The following is a 14,677-nucleotide window of genomic DNA, read 5'->3' on the forward strand; positions in this document are numbered from 1 at the left end:
CATGGACATGAAGCTTGAAGTCGTCGTGGTGCCGGTCTCGGACGTCGACCGAGCCAAGGACTTCTACACGGCGCTGGGCCGGCGGCTCGATGTCGACATCACCACCGGCGAGGACTTCCGGGTGGTGCAGGTGACCCCGCCCGGCTCGGCGGCGTCGGTCACCTTCGGCACGTCGGTCACGTCTCAGAAGCCGGGCACGGCTCAGGGCCCGCACCTGGTCGTCAACGACATCGACGCCGCGTACGACCAGCTCAAGCGGCTCGGCGCCGACCCGAGCGAGGTGTGACCACCCGGCGGCCGGGACGGCTGGATCCATCGGTCACCACGTTCGCCTCGGCCTCGGATCTCGCGGCCGCGCATGGCCGGCACGGGGCGCGCATCGGTGCGGAGGACCCGAATCGGCCGGACTGGTACGCCGACCACATGGTGCGCGAACAGGCCGGAACCGAACTGCCGTCGTGAGCGTGCCCGCCCATCGTGCCGTCACTTTCACCGGTCAGCAGCTGACCCGGCGTGGCACCCAAGAACTATCAGCGAACGATCCGCGGCGACGCCCGCTTCCGCGTCGTCCTCGAACCGAAGGAATGAGGCAGTCATGTACGACCGGCCGCTGGACGGAGCCGTCGCGCTCGTCACCGGCGCCAGCAGCGGAATCGGCGCCGCGACCGCGCGCCGCCTCGCCCGCGAGGGCGCGGCGGTAGCCCTGGTCGCCCGTCGCCGCAACCGCCTGGACCAGGTCGCGAGCGACATCGCGAAGCTGGGCGGAGAGGCGGTCGCGTTAGAGGCCGACATCACGGAGCCCGAACGCGCCGACGACATGGTGCAGGACACGCTGGATCGGTTCGGGCGCCTGGACATCCTGGTCAACAACGCCGGGATCATGCTGCTCAACTCGGCGCTGCACACCACCATCGAGGAGTGGGATCGGATGGTCTCGCTCAACGTGGCAGCGCTGTTGCACATCACTCACGCCGCCATCCCGCACCTGATCTACGCGGCGTCGACGTCCCCGCGGCAGGTGGCGGATCTGGTGAACGTCAGCTCGACGGCCGGGCGAGTCGCCCGGCCGGGCAGCAGCGTCTACGGCCTGACCAAGTTCGGCCTGAACGCGTTCACCGAATCGCTTCGCCAGGAACTGCTCAGGGAACACGTCCGGGTCAGCGTGGTGGAGCCCGGCACCGTGGACACCGAACTGGTGAACCACCTCAGCGACACCACCAGGGACGACGCCCGCCGGCAGATCAGCGCAATCGAAGCGCTGCGGCCGGAGGACATCGCGGACGCGATCAGCTACATCGTCACGCGAGAGCGGCGGGTCGCCGTCAACGAGATGCTGGTTCGTGCCGGCGACCAAACCTGGTAACCGCGCCTCCTCGAGTGCGGGTCCACACTATCGACGCTTCAGGGCCGAACCGATGCCCGGCAGCGGTCTCACCTCCGGCTCCATCGAAGAAGCGAAGTCGTATTGCCTGGAAGGACATATGAAAAAACACACCTCCGCGATCACCATCGCCGCGCTGACCGCGTCATGCCTCGGGATACTTCAAGGTCTCTCCCCGGCAGTCGCCGCCCCGACCGCAGACCCGGCGCGGACGATCGTGACCGACGCTGCGACCAGGTGCGCGTCGCTCGTGGGACTGCGCATGGACGCTGCGGAGATCGGCCTGCCCACCCGCGGCGGCGAGGTCGACTCCGCGACGCTCAACGGCGCCGACCCGGCCGGCGGCCGCCCTGAGTTCTGCCTGGCCCGGGGCAAGGTGCACAGCTTCGACACCACGGCACCCGACATCGACTTCCAGGTCAACCTGCCGACCTCGTGGAACAGGAAGTCGGTGCAGTTCGGCGGCAGCGGCTTCAACGGGATCGTCGTCACGGGGCTCGACGTGGCTCCCGGCCTTGTTAACACCGACCCGGCACAGGGACAGCCGCCGATCAACCGTGGCTACGCCACGTTCGGGAGCGACGGAGGCACCGCCGTGGGCACCAGCCCCACCGGATCCTTTGCCCTGAACAAGGAGGCGCTCGCCAATTGGTCCGGACAGAGCGTCAAACGCACCCGTGATGCCGTCATCAATCTCGTGAAGAGGTACTACGGCGAACAACCCGATGAACAGTATTACGTGGGAGCCTCCAAAGGAGGACATGAGGCACTCGTCGCGGCCCAGCGATACGGCGACGATTACGACGGAATCATCGCCTACTACCCGGCCATTGAGAATCAGGCGATGGTGCTCAGCTGGTATCACATCTGGCAACAGGCCTACAGCCGTCCCGGCGGCTATCTGAACCCCGCCGAGCAGCAGTTGGTCACCGATGCCGTGTACGGCACGTGCGACAAACTCGACGGTGCAGTCGACGGAGTGATCTCCAATGTCCGGGGCTGCGACAATACCTTCTCCGTCGAGTCGCTACGCTGCCCCGGTAGAACCGACAGCTCGGACACCTGTCTGTCCGAGACCCAGATCCAAACCCTGCGGACAGCGGCCTCCCGCTACGAGTTCGCGTTCCCGCTGGCGAACGGAGTAACCGGGATAGGTCCCTATCCCGTCCTGCGGGGCGCCGATCTCGCCCCTCTGATGCTCGACAGCGCGGGAAATGGTGAAGCCACCGGCTACCACCTGCTCTTCGATCCGGTGATCCGTTACTTCATCGAGCAGGGCGCCAACGGGTCCCTGGTGGATTTCGACTATCGGCAGTACGAAAAGCGCGTCAAGGAACTGTCCGGGCTCCTCAACACGACGAACCCCGACATCGACCGTTTCGCCAATCACGGCGGCAAGCTCATCATCGTCCAGGGCACCACCGACATGGCGGTCCCGCAAGCATTGACCAACGCCTACTACGAACGGATGGCCGAACGCTACGGCCCATCGATCCGCCGCTTCGTGCGCTACTACGTACAGGGAGGCTACGCCCACGGGACCGGACGCTTCGACCTGGCCTGGGACTCTCTCACAGCCCTGGACGAATGGACGAGCCGAAACAACCCTCCGGCCAACCCGGTGGCGACCGACGCCAACCCCGCCGCCAAGAACCGCACACGCCCCTTGTGCGAATATCCGCTGTGGCCGAAGTACAAGGGTCACGGTGACGTCAGCCAGGCCAAGAACTTCTCGTGCGTCGGCCAAAGGCAACGCTGACACCGACCATACGCGTACTGGGCGGCCGCATGGCGCGGCCGCCCATTGACCTTCACACCCCACGGACCTGCTGCTGGGGATCCACGACCGTGCCGTAGCCCGACGCTCACGGACCTAGCGGGCGACGTCGGCGGCGAGCAGTTCTTCCAGCTCGGCGAGGTCGCCGGTCTGCGCGGCGGCGAGGAACGTTCGTACGAGGCGCCGGTGCGCGGTGGTGCTCACCTGGTGGCGTCCCTCAGTGGCGAGGTGACCGCGGGCGCGTCGCACGAGTTGCCGCGCGTGGTCTTCGCCCAGGTGAAGGATCTCGGAGATCCGGCGGTAGGGGTAGTCGAAGGCTACGCGCAGGAGATAGACCGCTCGTTCGGCGGGGGTCAGTCTCTCCAGCAGCAGCAGGATCGCGCTGTCGACCGCCTCGCGTCGTTCGGCTGCCGTCTCGGGGCTGACAGCGCCGTCCGTCGTCTCGGGAAGCCAGGGGCCGACGGAGGTCTCGCGGCGCCGGCGAGCGGACTGGGCGACATTGATGGCGAGCCTCGTAGTGGTCAGCGCGAGGAACGCGGGCGGGCTGATGACGACCGCGCGGTCGGCGCGGGCCCATCGCAGCCACGTCTCCTGCACCACGTCCTCGGCCTCGCCCACGTCTTTCAGGACGCGCAGGCCGATCGCGAAGAGCCGCGGCGCGGCGCCGACGAACACCGAAGTGGCTCCGTCCCATCTCCTGATCGACCGATCATCGGTCTGCTCCGACTGGTCTCTGTGTGACTCCAGCAGGTTCATGATCACAATCGGCTCCGTTCGCCCCCAGCATCCAGCGATGCCACTGTGATCACGGTCGCTTCTTGGGGCCTTTCATCGCGCCCTGGGACAGCCTGGCCAGTACCCTGGCCCAGACCCCTGGGGCCTCGTGGTGGGCACCGGGGGCGTGGCGTCATGGGCAAATTGCCGGGCTTGACAGCAGAACGGTAGGCTGCCCGTGGATCCAAGACGTAGCGCCAGTAACCTCCTACGTTCGGCAGCCATTGATTACCGGGCAAACGGTCGGCGGGGGGTGCCCATGGCGAGCAGGAATCCCGGGTTGCAGCTTCGTGGGCGGCAGATCGAGTGCGAGACGCTGGACCAACTCGTGGCGACGGTGCAGGCTGGCCGTAGCTCGGTCCTGGTCCTGCGCGGCGAGGCCGGCATTGGCAAGACGGCGCTGCTGGAGTACGCCCGGGGCAGCGCGTCCGGCTGCCGAGTAGCGCGGGCGGCGGGCGTGGAGTCGGAGATGGAGCTGGCCTTCGGGGGCCTGCACCAGCTGTGCGCCCCGTTTCTGGATCGTCTCGGTCGCCTTCCGGAGCCGCAACGCGACGCGCTCGGGACGGCGTTCGGCCTGAGCGCGGGGGCTCCACCGGACCGCTTCCTGGTCGGGCTCGCGGTGCTCAGCCTGCTTGCCGACGTCGCCGAGCAAGAGCCGCTGGTCTGCCTCATCGATGACGTCCAGTGGCTGGACAAGGTCTCCGCGCAGGCCCTGGCCTTCGTCGCGCGACGCCTGCTCGCGGAGCGGATCGGGCTGGTGTTCGCGGTGCGCGAGGGCTACCTCGAACCCGGGTTGGCGGGGCTGCCGCAGTTTGAAGTGGGACGGTTGAGCGACAGCGACGCCCGCGCCCTGCTGGACTCCGTGACTCCCGGGCGACTCGACGAGCAGGTCCGGGACCGGATCGTCGCCGAGACGCAGGGAAACCCGCTGGCCCTGCTCGAACTGCCCCGGGGCTTGACACCGGCGGAACTCGCGGGTGGGTTCGGGCGGCCCGACGCGCGGGCGCTGGCCGGCCAGATCGAGCAGAGCTTCCTGCGACGGATCCAGTCGCTGCCGACCCCATCGCAGCAGCTACTGCTCATCGCGGCGGCCGAGCCGGTAGGCGATCTGACCCTGCTGACGCGAGCGGCCGAGCTGCTGGGAATCGACGCGGCCGCCGCATCGCCGGCCGAAGCGGCGGGGCTGATCACCATGGGCACCCGGGCGCGTTTCCGCCATCCCCTCGTGCGCTCGGCGGCCTACCGCGGGGCGGCCCCGCAGGACCGGCAGAACGTGCACCGCGCGCTGGCCGACTCGACCGATCGCCAGTCCGATCCCGACCGTCGGGCCTGGCATCTGGCCAACGCGACGGCCGGCCCGGACGAGACAGTGGCCGCCGAGCTGGAGCGCTCCGCCCATCGGGCGCAAGCGCGCGGCGGGGTCGCGGCGGCGGCCGCGTTCCTGGAGCGGGCGGCCGAGCTGACCCCCGACTCCGCACGCCGCGGCGCCAGAGCGTTGGCGGCGGCACGGGCCAAGTATCAGGCCGGTGGTTTCGACGCCGCGCTCGAACTGCTGGACGCCGCGGAACTCAGCCCCCTGGACGAACGCGAACTCGCCCGAACCAGCCTGCTGCGCGGTCAGATCGTGTTCGCCTCCACCAGCGCCGGCGCCGGCTTGCCACTGCTGCTCAAAGCCGCGAAACAGCTCGAGCCGCTGGACCCCGGACTGGCCCGCGAAACCTACCGTGACGCGCTGAACGCGGCGATGACGGCCGGCCGGCTGCCGAGCGGCGCACAGATGGTGGACGTCGCCAAGGCAACGCTCGCCGCACCGCCGGGGCCGCCACCGGGGCGCCACGATCTGTTCCTGAACGGCGTGGCCGTGGTGGCCACCGAGGGTTACTCGGCGGGCGTGCCGATGGTGCTGCGGGCCCTGGACGCCTTCCGCACCGAAGGGGTCTCCAGGGAAGAGAGCCTGAGCTGGCTGTCGTTCGCGTGCCGCATGGCCCATAACGTCTGGGACTTCGACAACTGGTCGGTTCTCTCGGCGAGGCTGGTCGACCTGGCACGCCAGACGGGAGCTCTGTCGGTGCTGCCGCTGGCACTGCACATGCTCGTGTCGAATCGGGCCCTGGCCGGCGAGCTCGCCGTCGCCGACGCGCTGCTGGCCGAGGCGGTGACGATCGGTGAGGTGACAGGCAGCCGCTTCTTCGCCCAGTACGCGGCCCTGGTGCTCGAGCCCTGGAAGGGGCGGGAAACCGCGACAAGTCAGGCGATCGAAGCGCTCACACGAGAGGCTGCCCTTCAAGGGGAAGGCAAGGTGGTGACCGCCACCCAATGGGCGAGCGCGGTGCTCTACAACGGCCTCGGTCGCTACGAGGAGGCGTATGTCGCGGCCGAGCGAGGCTCCAAGCATCCACAGGAGCTCGGAGGCCCGTACATCAGGTCCTTGACCGAGCTCGTCGAGGCCGCAGCCCGGAGCGGAAGGCCGGCCCGCGCCGCCGAAGCCGCCCAGCGACTCGACGAGATGGCACAGGCCAGTGGCACCGACTGGGCCCTCGGCACCTCGGCGAGCGCGCGTGCGCAGGTGAGCGACGGACCGGCCGCCGAGACTCTCTACCGTGAGGCGATCGAGCGGCTCAGCCGCACCGAGGTCCGGGTGACGCACGCCCGTGGCCGGCTGCTCTACGGCGAGTGGCTGCGTCGGGAGAACCGCCGCGTCGACGCACGCGAGCAGCTGGGCATCGCCTACGAGATGCTCGGCCAGATGGGAGCCGAGGCGTTCGCGGAACGCGCCCGGCGCGAGCTTCAGGCCACCGGCGAGACGATACGCAAGCGCACCGTCGGGGCGCGCGCCACTCTCACCGCCCAGGAAGCGCAGATAGCGCGCCTGGCCGGTGACGGGCTGACGAACCCCGAGATCGGCGCTCAGCTCTTCATCAGCCCCCACACCGTCGAATGGCATTTGCGCAAGGTCTTCGCGAAGCTCGGCATCGTATCCCGCAAACAGATCAACACCACGCTGCTCGAAGCCACGGCGACCACGGCCTGAGGCTCTGCGCCTGCCTTCGACGGGCGGGATCACACGACGCGGGACGCTCTGGCGGCGGTGTGATCAGGCGGGTGCGAATGCCCGCGTCATGGCACTGCCCGATGGCCTCCCACGCCTCCGGTGCCCACCCCTCTCAGACCGGACGACCGCGTGGGTTCGCAGCAGATCCTCTTTTCCCGATCCGGTGTCACGGATCCAGGGCCGCCCCGGTCTAAGTGGGTGAGTCAATCCCAACCGTGGTGAGAGATGGAAACGGAGAATTCCGCATGAACAACCACGTCCTGGAGCCGGCGGCGCAGCAGCTCGCCGAGGCGACCTCCAAGCCCCCGTACCTGTACGAGCTGGGGACCGACGGCGCCCGCAAGGTGCTGGACGACCTGCAGGCCGCCCCGGTCGACAAGCCGAAGGTGGACGAGAAGTGGATCGCCGTCCCGGCCGAAGTCGGCGACGTGCAGGCACGAATCATCAAACCTGCGGGGACAACGGGTGTGCTGCCCACCGTGCTGTACGTCCATGGCGGCGGCTGGGTTCTCGGCAACGCCGGCACCCATGACCGGCTGGTACGCGAGCTGGCCGTCGGCGTGGGCGCCGCGGTGGTCTTCGTAGAGTACGACCGCTCCCCCGAAGCCCGCTATCCAGTGGCGATCGAGCAGGCCTACGCCACCGCCCAGTGGATCACCCGTCACGGCGCCGAAGAGGGCCTGGACAGTTCCCACCTGGCAGTGGCCGGCGACTCGGTCGGCGGCAACATGACCGCCGCACTGACCATCCTCGCCAAGCGCCGCGGCGACGTGACCTTCGTGCACCAGTCGCTGTACTACCCCGTCACCGACGCCGCCCAGGACACCGCCAGCTACCGCGAGTTCGCCGACGGCCCGTACCTGACCGCCAAGGCGATGGCCTGGTTCTGGGACGCCTACACCACCGACCCCGCCCAGCGCGCCGAGATCACCGCCTCACCCCTGCGCGCCACCCTCGACGACCTGGCCGGCCTGCCGCCCGCGTTCGTCATCGTCGACGAGAGCGACGTGCTGCGTGACGAGGGTGAGGCCTACGCCCGCAAGCTCACCGAGGCCGGCGTCCCGACCACCAGCGTCCGCTACAACGGCACGCTGCACGACTTCATGATGCTCAACCCGTTGCGCGACACCCGCGCCCAGCGAGCCGCCACCGCCCAGGCCATCGACGTCCTCAAGTCCGCCCTGCACACCGGAAAGGCCAACTCATGAGCGACCAGCCCGTCATCGTCCTGGTCCACGGGGCCTTCGCCGAATCGGCCGGCTGGAACCGCGTCATCCAGCGCCTGCACAGCAACGGGCTCACCGCCGTCGCCGCGGCCAACCCGCTGCGCAGCGTGGAGGGCGACGCCGCGTACGTGCGCGATGTGATCAACGGCATCGGCCGCCCGGTCGTGCTGGTCGGCCACTCCTACGGCGGCATGGTGATCACCCAGGCGGCGGCCGGCAACCCGGCCGTGCACGCCCTGGTCTACGTCGCCGCCTTCGCCCCCGAGCCCGCCGAGAGCGCGTTCCTGCTGTCGGCCAAGTTCGAGGGCAGCACCCTGGGCGGCGCGCTGGAGGCCTATCCGGTCGCCTCCGGCGGGAACGAGTTCCGCATCGCCGCGGACAAGTTCCACCATCAGTTCTGCGCCGACCTCGACGCCGACGAGGCCGCGCTGATGGCGGCCACGCAGCGGCCAGTGACCGAACGGGCGCTGACCGACGTCCTGACGGTGAACAAGCCCGCCTGGCGTACCACCCCGTCCTGGTTCGTCCACGGCGAGCGGGACCTCAACATCCCGGCCGCCGCGCTGCGCTTCATGGCCGAACGGGCCGGTTCGCGTGGTACCCGCGAGATCGCCGGTGCCTCGCATGCGATCGCGGCCTCGCAGCCCGACGCCATCGTCGCCGCCATCCTCGACGCCGCCCACCACACGCAGGAATGACACTCCCATGCCCGCGATCCTCATTCACGGCGTCCCCGACACCCACCGCGTCTGGGCGGGCGTCCGCCGGCACCTGAAGCGCACGGACGTGGAAGCCTGGGACCTGCCGGGCTTCGGCGCTCCACGCCCGGACGGCTTCGCAAGCACCAAGGAGGAGTACGCCGACTGGCTGATCGGCCGGCTGGAGGAGGTCGGCGAGCCGGTCGATCTGGTCGGCCACGACTGGGGCTGCATTCTCACCGCCCGGGTCGCGTCCTTGCGTCCCGACTTGGTGCGTACCTGGGCCGGCGGCAACGGCCCGATCAGCGCTCGCTACGTGTGGCATCCGCTGGCCAAGATCTGGCAGGACCCGGTCGCGGGTGACCGGTTCATGGCCGGGCTGACGCCGCAGGGCTTCGCCGTCGACCTGGTCTCCGGCTTCGAGGTGCCCGCCGATCTGGCCGTGGAGATGGTGCGGTACGTGGACGCGCCGATGAAGGACAGCATTCTCAAGCTCTACCGCTCCGCGGTGCGGATGGGCAGCGAGTGGGAGCCCGAGCTGGCGAAGATGACCGCGCCTGGCCTCGTGTTCTGGGGCGCACGCGACCCGGCTTGTCAGGTCGAGTTCGCCGACGAACTGGGCCGGGCCATCCGGGCGGAGCACGTGATCAAGCTCGACTGCAACCACTGGCCATTGTTGCAGCGGCCTGAGCAGGTCGCCGCCGCCCTCGAAGAGCACTGGCAGCGTCACCGAGCCGCCTGATCCGGCGGCCTCATTGGGCCGGCAGCCGCGCCGATGAGACCCATCCGGCACCCGGCTCGCCTGCCGGCCCGAAGACAGGCGCATCTGGCCATCTCGGCCTCCGCCCACGACCTCCACGACCTGGATGGGATCTTCCGTCCCTCCTGAATCCGGCATGCTCGGCTCTCCGCCGCCCCCGAGAACCGACTCCCCGCGGCTCGAGCTCCCAGCCGATCCGGGGCGCGCCGCCGGCGACGACGCGAGCGTACGCCTGGCCGGGGTCCGCGGCGCCCCCGCCCGTCTGCTCAGCTCGTCCGGCTCCACGCATTCCTGCCGGTGTACAGCACGGTCGGGCAAGCACTCGCCGCCGTCCTGACCAGATGAATTACCGAGCCCACACCGACCCATCCTCACGAGGTGGAGAACATGACCGTTCATCAGCTTCATCAGCACCGAGAGCCTCGATCCCCTCTGCGCTGGATGGCGTCCGCGGCCTGCCAGGATGCGGACCCCGGCCTGTTCTTCCCGATCACGTGGGACGACCATCCCGGTCAGCGCGAAGAGCAGGCACGGCACATCTGCCAGACCTGCCCCGTACGAGCGGCCTGCCTTGACTGGGCCGTGCGCACCGGCGAACCGGACGGTATGTGGGGCGGCACCACTCCGGAAGAGCGCCGCCGGCTACGCGCCCGCCAACGGCTCGCCACGGCCTGACAATGCCCGCTGCGGAACTCATGGGCGGCAACTGTCACGACCGCGAGGGCTGTCCGGTCTTAGCTGGCGACCGTTCGGCACCAAGGCGTCCCTGGACGTGGACTCTGACAATTGAGGTAGGACTCTGATGAAGAATCTGGAACCGCAGGGGACTGTCGCTGTTCCCGGGCCGGCACGGATCGACACCCTCGACAGTCTGCGGGAACACCTGCAGTGGGCGGTCGAGCTGGAACACGCGACGTTGCCGCCGTACCTGTGCGCGCTGTACTCCCTGGACCCCGAACGCAACCCCGAGGCGATGGAGGTGGTGGGCAGCGTCTTCGCCGAGGAGATGCTGCACCTGGCCCTGGCCGCGAACCTGCTCAACGCCGTCGGCGGCCGGCCCTGCCTCGACATGCCGGAAATGTTGCCGCCGCATCCCCGACGGCTGCCCCACAGCGATCTGGAACTGTCGCTGCTTCCGTTCGGCCCGGAAGCCCTGGAGATGTTTTTGCGCCTGGAGCGGCCCGCGCCGCCCGGCGCCCCGGCGGAAGGCGACGGCTACGAGACGATCGGGCAGTTCTATGACGCGATCGAACTAGGACTGCGTGACCTGTGCGAGCGGCTCGGCGAGCGGGAGGTCTTCTGCGGCGATCCTGCCCGTCAGGTGAGCGGCAGCCATTTCCGGCACACCGCGGGGTCTCTGTTCGCGGTGGAGGATCTGGAGTCGGCGCTGGGGGCGCTGGTGGAGATCGTCGAACAGGGCGAGGGCACGGCACGAGGCGAGGTCTGGGACGGGGACCAGGACATTTTCCACCCCGATCGGGACGAGGTCGCCCACTACTACCGCTTCCAGGAACTCAAACTCGGCCGGCGCTACCGGCGCGGCGACACCCCGCAGTCCGGGCCCACCGGCGAGCCGATCTTGACGAGCCTGGCCGCCGTGCGCCCGATGCGGCCCAACCCGCGGCTGTCCGACCACGCCCCGGGCAGCGCCATCCGTACCGCGCAGGAAGAGTTCAACCGCACCTACTGCACCCTGCTGAACCAGCTGGAGCAGGCCTTCAACGGCGACCCGAAACTGCTCGGGTCCGCTGTCGGCACCATGTACACGCTCAAGGGTCAGGCCGGCGCCCTGATGGTGATGCCCGAGGAGGACGGCACGACGGCCGGCCCTACCTTCGAGTACGTGCCGCCGGAGCAGCGGGCATGAGCGTCCTAGGTCGTTACCTGACCGGGGAGGAAGTGCCCCCGTGGTCAACCCGCTGAGGATCGGCGCCGAACTCGTCGACTATCTGCTGATCTTCGTCTACTTCGCCGTCGTCCTGCTGGTCGGAGTGGCCACGCGTCGGCGGGTCCACAGCAGTCTCGACTTCCTCCTGTCGGGGCGGTCGCTGCCGGCGTGGATCACCGGGCCGGCCTTCATCTCGGCGAACCTCGGCGCCGTCGAGGTCATCGGAATGTCGGCCAACGGCGCCGAGTACGGCATGCCGACCATGCACTACTACTGGATCGGCGCGGTCCCGGCCACGCTGTTCCTCGGCATCGTGATGATGCCCTTCTACTACGGGTCTACAACGAGGTCCTGCAGTTCTTCGTCATCGTCGCAGCGCTGCTGCCGCTCACCCTCATCGGGCTGCACCGCGTCGGCGGTGTCGACGGCCTGATCGACAGGGTGCGGACGGCCGTGGGCGGCGCCGCCGAGCAGCTCAACTCGTGGCCAGGCGACGAACTGGCCGGATTCGGCAACTCGATCGTGTCCGTCGTCGGCATCGTCTTCGGCCTGGGCTTCGTGCTCTCCTTCGGCTACTGGACGACGAACTTCGTGTGAAGAAGGGCCACTCCGACGGCTACCACCTGAAGGCGGGCCGGTGGGCCACGGTCGGTGCGACGCTCCTGGCCATCGGCACCGCGTTCATCGCCGCCGGCTACGGCAACCTGATGACCTACCTCCAGACGCTGTTCGGCTTCTTCAACGCTCCCTTGTTCGCCACCTTCATCCTCGGCATCCTCCGGAAGCGGATGACCGCGACCGCGGGATGGGACTGGTGTCCGGGACGCTGGGCGCGGTCGCGCTGTGGGTGGTGAACGAGCTGGACGTCATCCATCTGCCCGGGCAGGGAGCGGCCTTCGTGTGCGCGGGAGTGGCGTTCGTCGTGGACATCACGGTGAGCGTCCTGGTCAGCCTGATGACCTCCCTCGAGCCGGCGAGCGAGCTGGGCGGGCTCGTCTTCTCGGAGACACCCAAGGAGCGGCGCACCGATCCGGCGGCGAGCCGCCTGCTCTGGCACCGGGCGCCGGCGAAGCTCGCGGGGATCTCCTCGCTGCTCGTCACCGCCCTCAACGTGATCTTCCGATGACCAGCGTTCTTCCCCGGAAAGGAGCCGGTACATGTCCGACGACCAGCCTGCCACGGGTGAAAACACCGGACCCCGCAGAGCAGGGGCATTCGACATCCGCGTCGTCATCGCCGGACCGATCGGGTTCTACGGCATCGTGCTGATCATCCTGGGGCTCGTCGCAAACTTGGCCGAGGAGCGGGCCAGGACCGGTGACGTGAACGCCAACCTGTGGCCGGCATCGCCATGGTGGCGGTGGCGTTCGTGGTGTGGGCGCGCCTACGCCCGGTCATCATCGAATCCCCCGCACAGGCCACGGAGAAGGCCGTTGTCACCGGCGCTCGCGGCTGACCGGACCGCGGGGGCAAGCCTGGCGGGCTCTCCACTACGGTTCGGCCAGCTCGGCGAGCGCGGTCTTCAGCTCGGCACGGCCCCTGATGCCGAGCTTCATGAAGACCTTGCGCAGGTGGTACTCGGCGGTGCGCGCGCTGATGAACAGCCGCGCGCCGATGTCCCGGTTCGTGAGTCCTTCGCGCGCCAGGCGCGCCACATTGAGCTCCTGGTCGGTGAGCTGTGCCGCCGACCCCTGCGCGCGCACGCGCAAGGTCTCGCCGCTCGCGTTCAGCTCGCGTGCGGCGCGCTCGGCGAAGCCGTTCAAGCCGATGCCCGACAACAGCTCGTACGCGGCCCGGAGCTGCTCGCGCGCATCGGCGTGCCTGCCCTTGCGGCCCAGCTCCTCCCCGTACAGCAGGCGGCAGCGTCCCACCATGATCGGAATCCGCTCGTCCTCGAAGCGCTCAATCGCGGCCCGGTACAGGGCCGCGGCCTCGTCGCCTTCGTGCAGCTGCGCCTCTGCCATCGTCAGCACGGCCAACGCCCAGTTGGTCCCCACCGGCCGCGTGACGCTCGCCAGTTTCTCGAACGCCTCCTCGGCGAGAGTGCGCTCACCGGTGTGCGTGGCCGCCTCCACGAGCTCGAGCAGCGTGCGCATCGCGTGGCTCAGCTCGTGGGTGTGCGGCAGCTCACGGCTTCCGGAGGTCACCGCCTCGGCGAAACGTCCCAGGCCGTTGTAGAGGATGGCCTCCCCGAAATTGACCGCGCTCAGCCCGTACCCCTCGCCCCGCGCCTGCGCGTCGGGTCGGATCTGCTCCGCCAGGCGCTCCGCCTCTTCGGCCTGCCCTCGGTACGCGGCGAGGAAGAACCGCCCGTACTGCGGCAGCGGGTGGCCGGTGACGTCCTTGATGGCGTCGATCTCGTCGCAGGACGCTTCGGCCGCGTCCAACTCGCCGTCGACGGTCTGCGCCACCATCAGCAGGCTCAGGGCGATCGGCAGCACCGTCACGAGCCCTTCGGCGCGGGCGAGCTCGACCTGCCGGTCGGCGAGCGCACGCAGCCCGCGGGCGTCCCAGAGATCCTGAGCGGCGCGGGAGGCGAACCACATCCAGTGCAGTTCGAGAGAGTCCGGGGCTTGCTCGAGGAACGCGCGCTGCGCCCGGCGCAGGGTCTCGAGCGCGGCCTCCTGCCCTTTGGCGGCGAGCAGCGCCTGGCCGCGCAGGATCAGGTCCCGCGCACGGTCGGACTCCTCGCCGGCGGTCGCCTCCAGGATCGCGTTCGAGACGGCGGCCACCTGCTCGGCGTCACCGAGCCGGCCGCCGTAGATCGCGGCGGACAGCGCCTCGATGTAGGTGTCACGGGCGAGTACCGGGTCGAGCCCTTCGAGACCCTGCGCCGCGGCGAGGAGGAGTTGCGCACCGCTGCTGTCGCGCCGCAGCGCGTATCCGGCGCGGGCGCGCAGCCGGGCGACGAGCGCCTCTTGCAACGCGGTGAGGGGATGGTCGCGAGCGGTGTTGAGCAGGTGCAGGGCCGCTGCGGGCGCGCCCGCTTCGTGCTTGGCCTCAGCGGCCGTGATGAGCCGCTGCCCGCGGCGGACCGGCTCGGGCGTCAGCTCCGCCGCCCGCTCCAGGAACGCACCGGCGGCGGCTGCCCCACCGCGGGTCCGCGCACGCACCGCGGACC

At 69.5% G+C, this 14,677-nt stretch carries 16 protein-coding genes; 14 read left to right on the forward strand and 2 right to left on the reverse strand.

Features of this window, described 5'->3' with window-relative positions:
* Positions 1-7: 7 nt before the first annotated feature.
* From ACWDX9_RS31910 to ACWDX9_RS31925, 4 genes are all read left to right on the forward strand, one after another.
* Positions 8-286 carry a VOC family protein gene (locus ACWDX9_RS31910; RefSeq protein WP_449960301.1) on the forward strand — a complete coding sequence of 93 codons (279 nt, stop codon included), beginning with the start codon at positions 8-10 and terminating at the stop codon, positions 284-286.
* Positions 283-462 carry a hypothetical protein gene (locus tag ACWDX9_RS31915; RefSeq protein ID WP_449960304.1) on the forward strand — a complete coding sequence of 60 codons (180 nt, stop codon included), beginning with the start codon at positions 283-285 and terminating at the stop codon, positions 460-462. Before ACWDX9_RS31910 ends, ACWDX9_RS31915 begins: the two co-directional genes overlap by 4 nt.
* 133 nt (positions 463-595) lie before the next feature.
* Complete coding sequence (locus ACWDX9_RS31920) at positions 596-1,363, forward strand: SDR family NAD(P)-dependent oxidoreductase (protein ID WP_449960307.1); 768 nt, start codon at positions 596-598, stop codon at positions 1,361-1,363.
* 52 nt (positions 1,364-1,415) lie between these two features.
* Positions 1,416-3,140 (forward strand): tannase/feruloyl esterase family alpha/beta hydrolase, encoded by a 1,725-nt coding sequence (locus ACWDX9_RS31925; protein ID WP_449960310.1) that lies wholly within the window; start codon positions 1,416-1,418, stop codon positions 3,138-3,140.
* A gap of 114 nt (positions 3,141-3,254) precedes the next feature.
* Here ACWDX9_RS31925 and ACWDX9_RS31930 read toward each other — a convergent pair whose 3' ends face one another.
* Positions 3,255-3,914, reverse strand: coding sequence for a sigma factor-like helix-turn-helix DNA-binding protein (locus ACWDX9_RS31930; protein ID WP_449960344.1), 660 nt, complete (start codon positions 3,912-3,914; stop codon positions 3,255-3,257).
* Between the two features lie 277 nt (positions 3,915-4,191).
* Between ACWDX9_RS31930 and ACWDX9_RS31935 the strand changes: the two genes are divergently transcribed.
* The 10 genes from ACWDX9_RS31935 to ACWDX9_RS31980 all read left to right on the forward strand — a co-directional run bounded on the left by ACWDX9_RS31935 (position 4,192) and on the right by ACWDX9_RS31980 (position 12,682).
* Positions 4,192-6,963, forward strand: a complete 2,772-nt coding sequence (locus ACWDX9_RS31935; RefSeq protein ID WP_449960313.1) for an ATP-binding protein — start codon at positions 4,192-4,194, stop codon at positions 6,961-6,963.
* A gap of 266 nt (positions 6,964-7,229) precedes the next feature.
* Complete coding sequence (locus tag ACWDX9_RS31940; protein ID WP_449960316.1) at positions 7,230-8,192, forward strand: alpha/beta hydrolase; 963 nt, start codon at positions 7,230-7,232, stop codon at positions 8,190-8,192.
* A complete protein-coding gene (locus tag ACWDX9_RS31945) occupies positions 8,189-8,908 on the forward strand; it encodes an alpha/beta fold hydrolase (protein WP_449960319.1) in 720 nt (239 codons plus the stop codon). Before ACWDX9_RS31940 ends, ACWDX9_RS31945 begins: the two co-directional genes overlap by 4 nt.
* Positions 8,909-8,915: 7 nt before the next feature.
* Complete coding sequence (locus ACWDX9_RS31950; RefSeq protein WP_449960321.1) at positions 8,916-9,650, forward strand: alpha/beta fold hydrolase; 735 nt, start codon at positions 8,916-8,918, stop codon at positions 9,648-9,650.
* 459 nt (positions 9,651-10,109) lie between these two features.
* Positions 10,110-10,343, forward strand: coding sequence for a WhiB family transcriptional regulator (locus ACWDX9_RS31955; protein WP_449960324.1), 234 nt, complete (start codon positions 10,110-10,112; stop codon positions 10,341-10,343).
* 127 nt (positions 10,344-10,470) lie between these two features.
* Positions 10,471-11,535, forward strand: coding sequence for a ferritin-like domain-containing protein (locus tag ACWDX9_RS31960; protein WP_449960326.1), 1,065 nt, complete (start codon positions 10,471-10,473; stop codon positions 11,533-11,535).
* Between the two features lie 40 nt (positions 11,536-11,575).
* Positions 11,576-11,989, forward strand: coding sequence for a sodium:solute symporter family transporter (locus ACWDX9_RS31965; protein WP_449960329.1), 414 nt, complete (start codon positions 11,576-11,578; stop codon positions 11,987-11,989).
* Positions 11,990-11,997: 8 nt separating this feature from the next.
* Positions 11,998-12,153: a hypothetical protein gene (locus ACWDX9_RS31970; protein ID WP_449960330.1), complete on the forward strand. Its 156-nt coding sequence runs from the start codon at positions 11,998-12,000 to the stop codon at positions 12,151-12,153.
* A complete protein-coding gene (locus ACWDX9_RS31975; protein ID WP_449960333.1) occupies positions 12,150-12,410 on the forward strand; it encodes a hypothetical protein in 261 nt (86 codons plus the stop codon). The genes ACWDX9_RS31970 and ACWDX9_RS31975 overlap by 4 nt, the downstream gene beginning before the upstream one ends.
* Positions 12,371-12,682 carry a hypothetical protein gene (locus ACWDX9_RS31980; RefSeq protein ID WP_449960336.1) on the forward strand — a complete coding sequence of 104 codons (312 nt, stop codon included), beginning with the start codon at positions 12,371-12,373 and terminating at the stop codon, positions 12,680-12,682. Before ACWDX9_RS31975 ends, ACWDX9_RS31980 begins: the two co-directional genes overlap by 40 nt.
* Before the next feature lie 364 nt (positions 12,683-13,046).
* Here ACWDX9_RS31980 and ACWDX9_RS31985 read toward each other — a convergent pair.
* On the reverse strand, positions 13,047-14,677 hold a 1,631-nt coding region (locus ACWDX9_RS31985; RefSeq protein ID WP_449960339.1), incomplete at its 5' end, for a LuxR C-terminal-related transcriptional regulator.

This window comes from Nonomuraea sp. NPDC003201 (assembly GCF_053590415.1).

Coding starts and splice junctions, on each gene's coding strand:
- ACWDX9_RS31910 (WP_449960301.1), top strand. CDS start 8: ATGAAGCTTGAAGTCGTCGTGGTGCCGGTCTCGGACGTCGACCGAGCC.
- ACWDX9_RS31920 (WP_449960307.1), top strand. CDS start 596: ATGTACGACCGGCCGCTGGACGGAGCCGTCGCGCTCGTCACCGGCGCC.
- ACWDX9_RS31925 (WP_449960310.1), top strand. CDS start 1,416: ATGCCCGGCAGCGGTCTCACCTCCGGCTCCATCGAAGAAGCGAAGTCG.
- ACWDX9_RS31930 (WP_449960344.1), bottom strand. CDS start 3,914: ATGAACCTGCTGGAGTCACACAGAGACCAGTCGGAGCAGACCGATGAT.
- ACWDX9_RS31935 (WP_449960313.1), top strand. CDS start 4,192: ATGGCGAGCAGGAATCCCGGGTTGCAGCTTCGTGGGCGGCAGATCGAG.
- ACWDX9_RS31940 (WP_449960316.1), top strand. CDS start 7,230: ATGAACAACCACGTCCTGGAGCCGGCGGCGCAGCAGCTCGCCGAGGCG.
- ACWDX9_RS31945 (WP_449960319.1), top strand. CDS start 8,189: ATGAGCGACCAGCCCGTCATCGTCCTGGTCCACGGGGCCTTCGCCGAA.
- ACWDX9_RS31950 (WP_449960321.1), top strand. CDS start 8,916: ATGCCCGCGATCCTCATTCACGGCGTCCCCGACACCCACCGCGTCTGG.
- ACWDX9_RS31955 (WP_449960324.1), top strand. CDS start 10,110: ATGGCGTCCGCGGCCTGCCAGGATGCGGACCCCGGCCTGTTCTTCCCG.
- ACWDX9_RS31960 (WP_449960326.1), top strand. CDS start 10,471: ATGAAGAATCTGGAACCGCAGGGGACTGTCGCTGTTCCCGGGCCGGCA.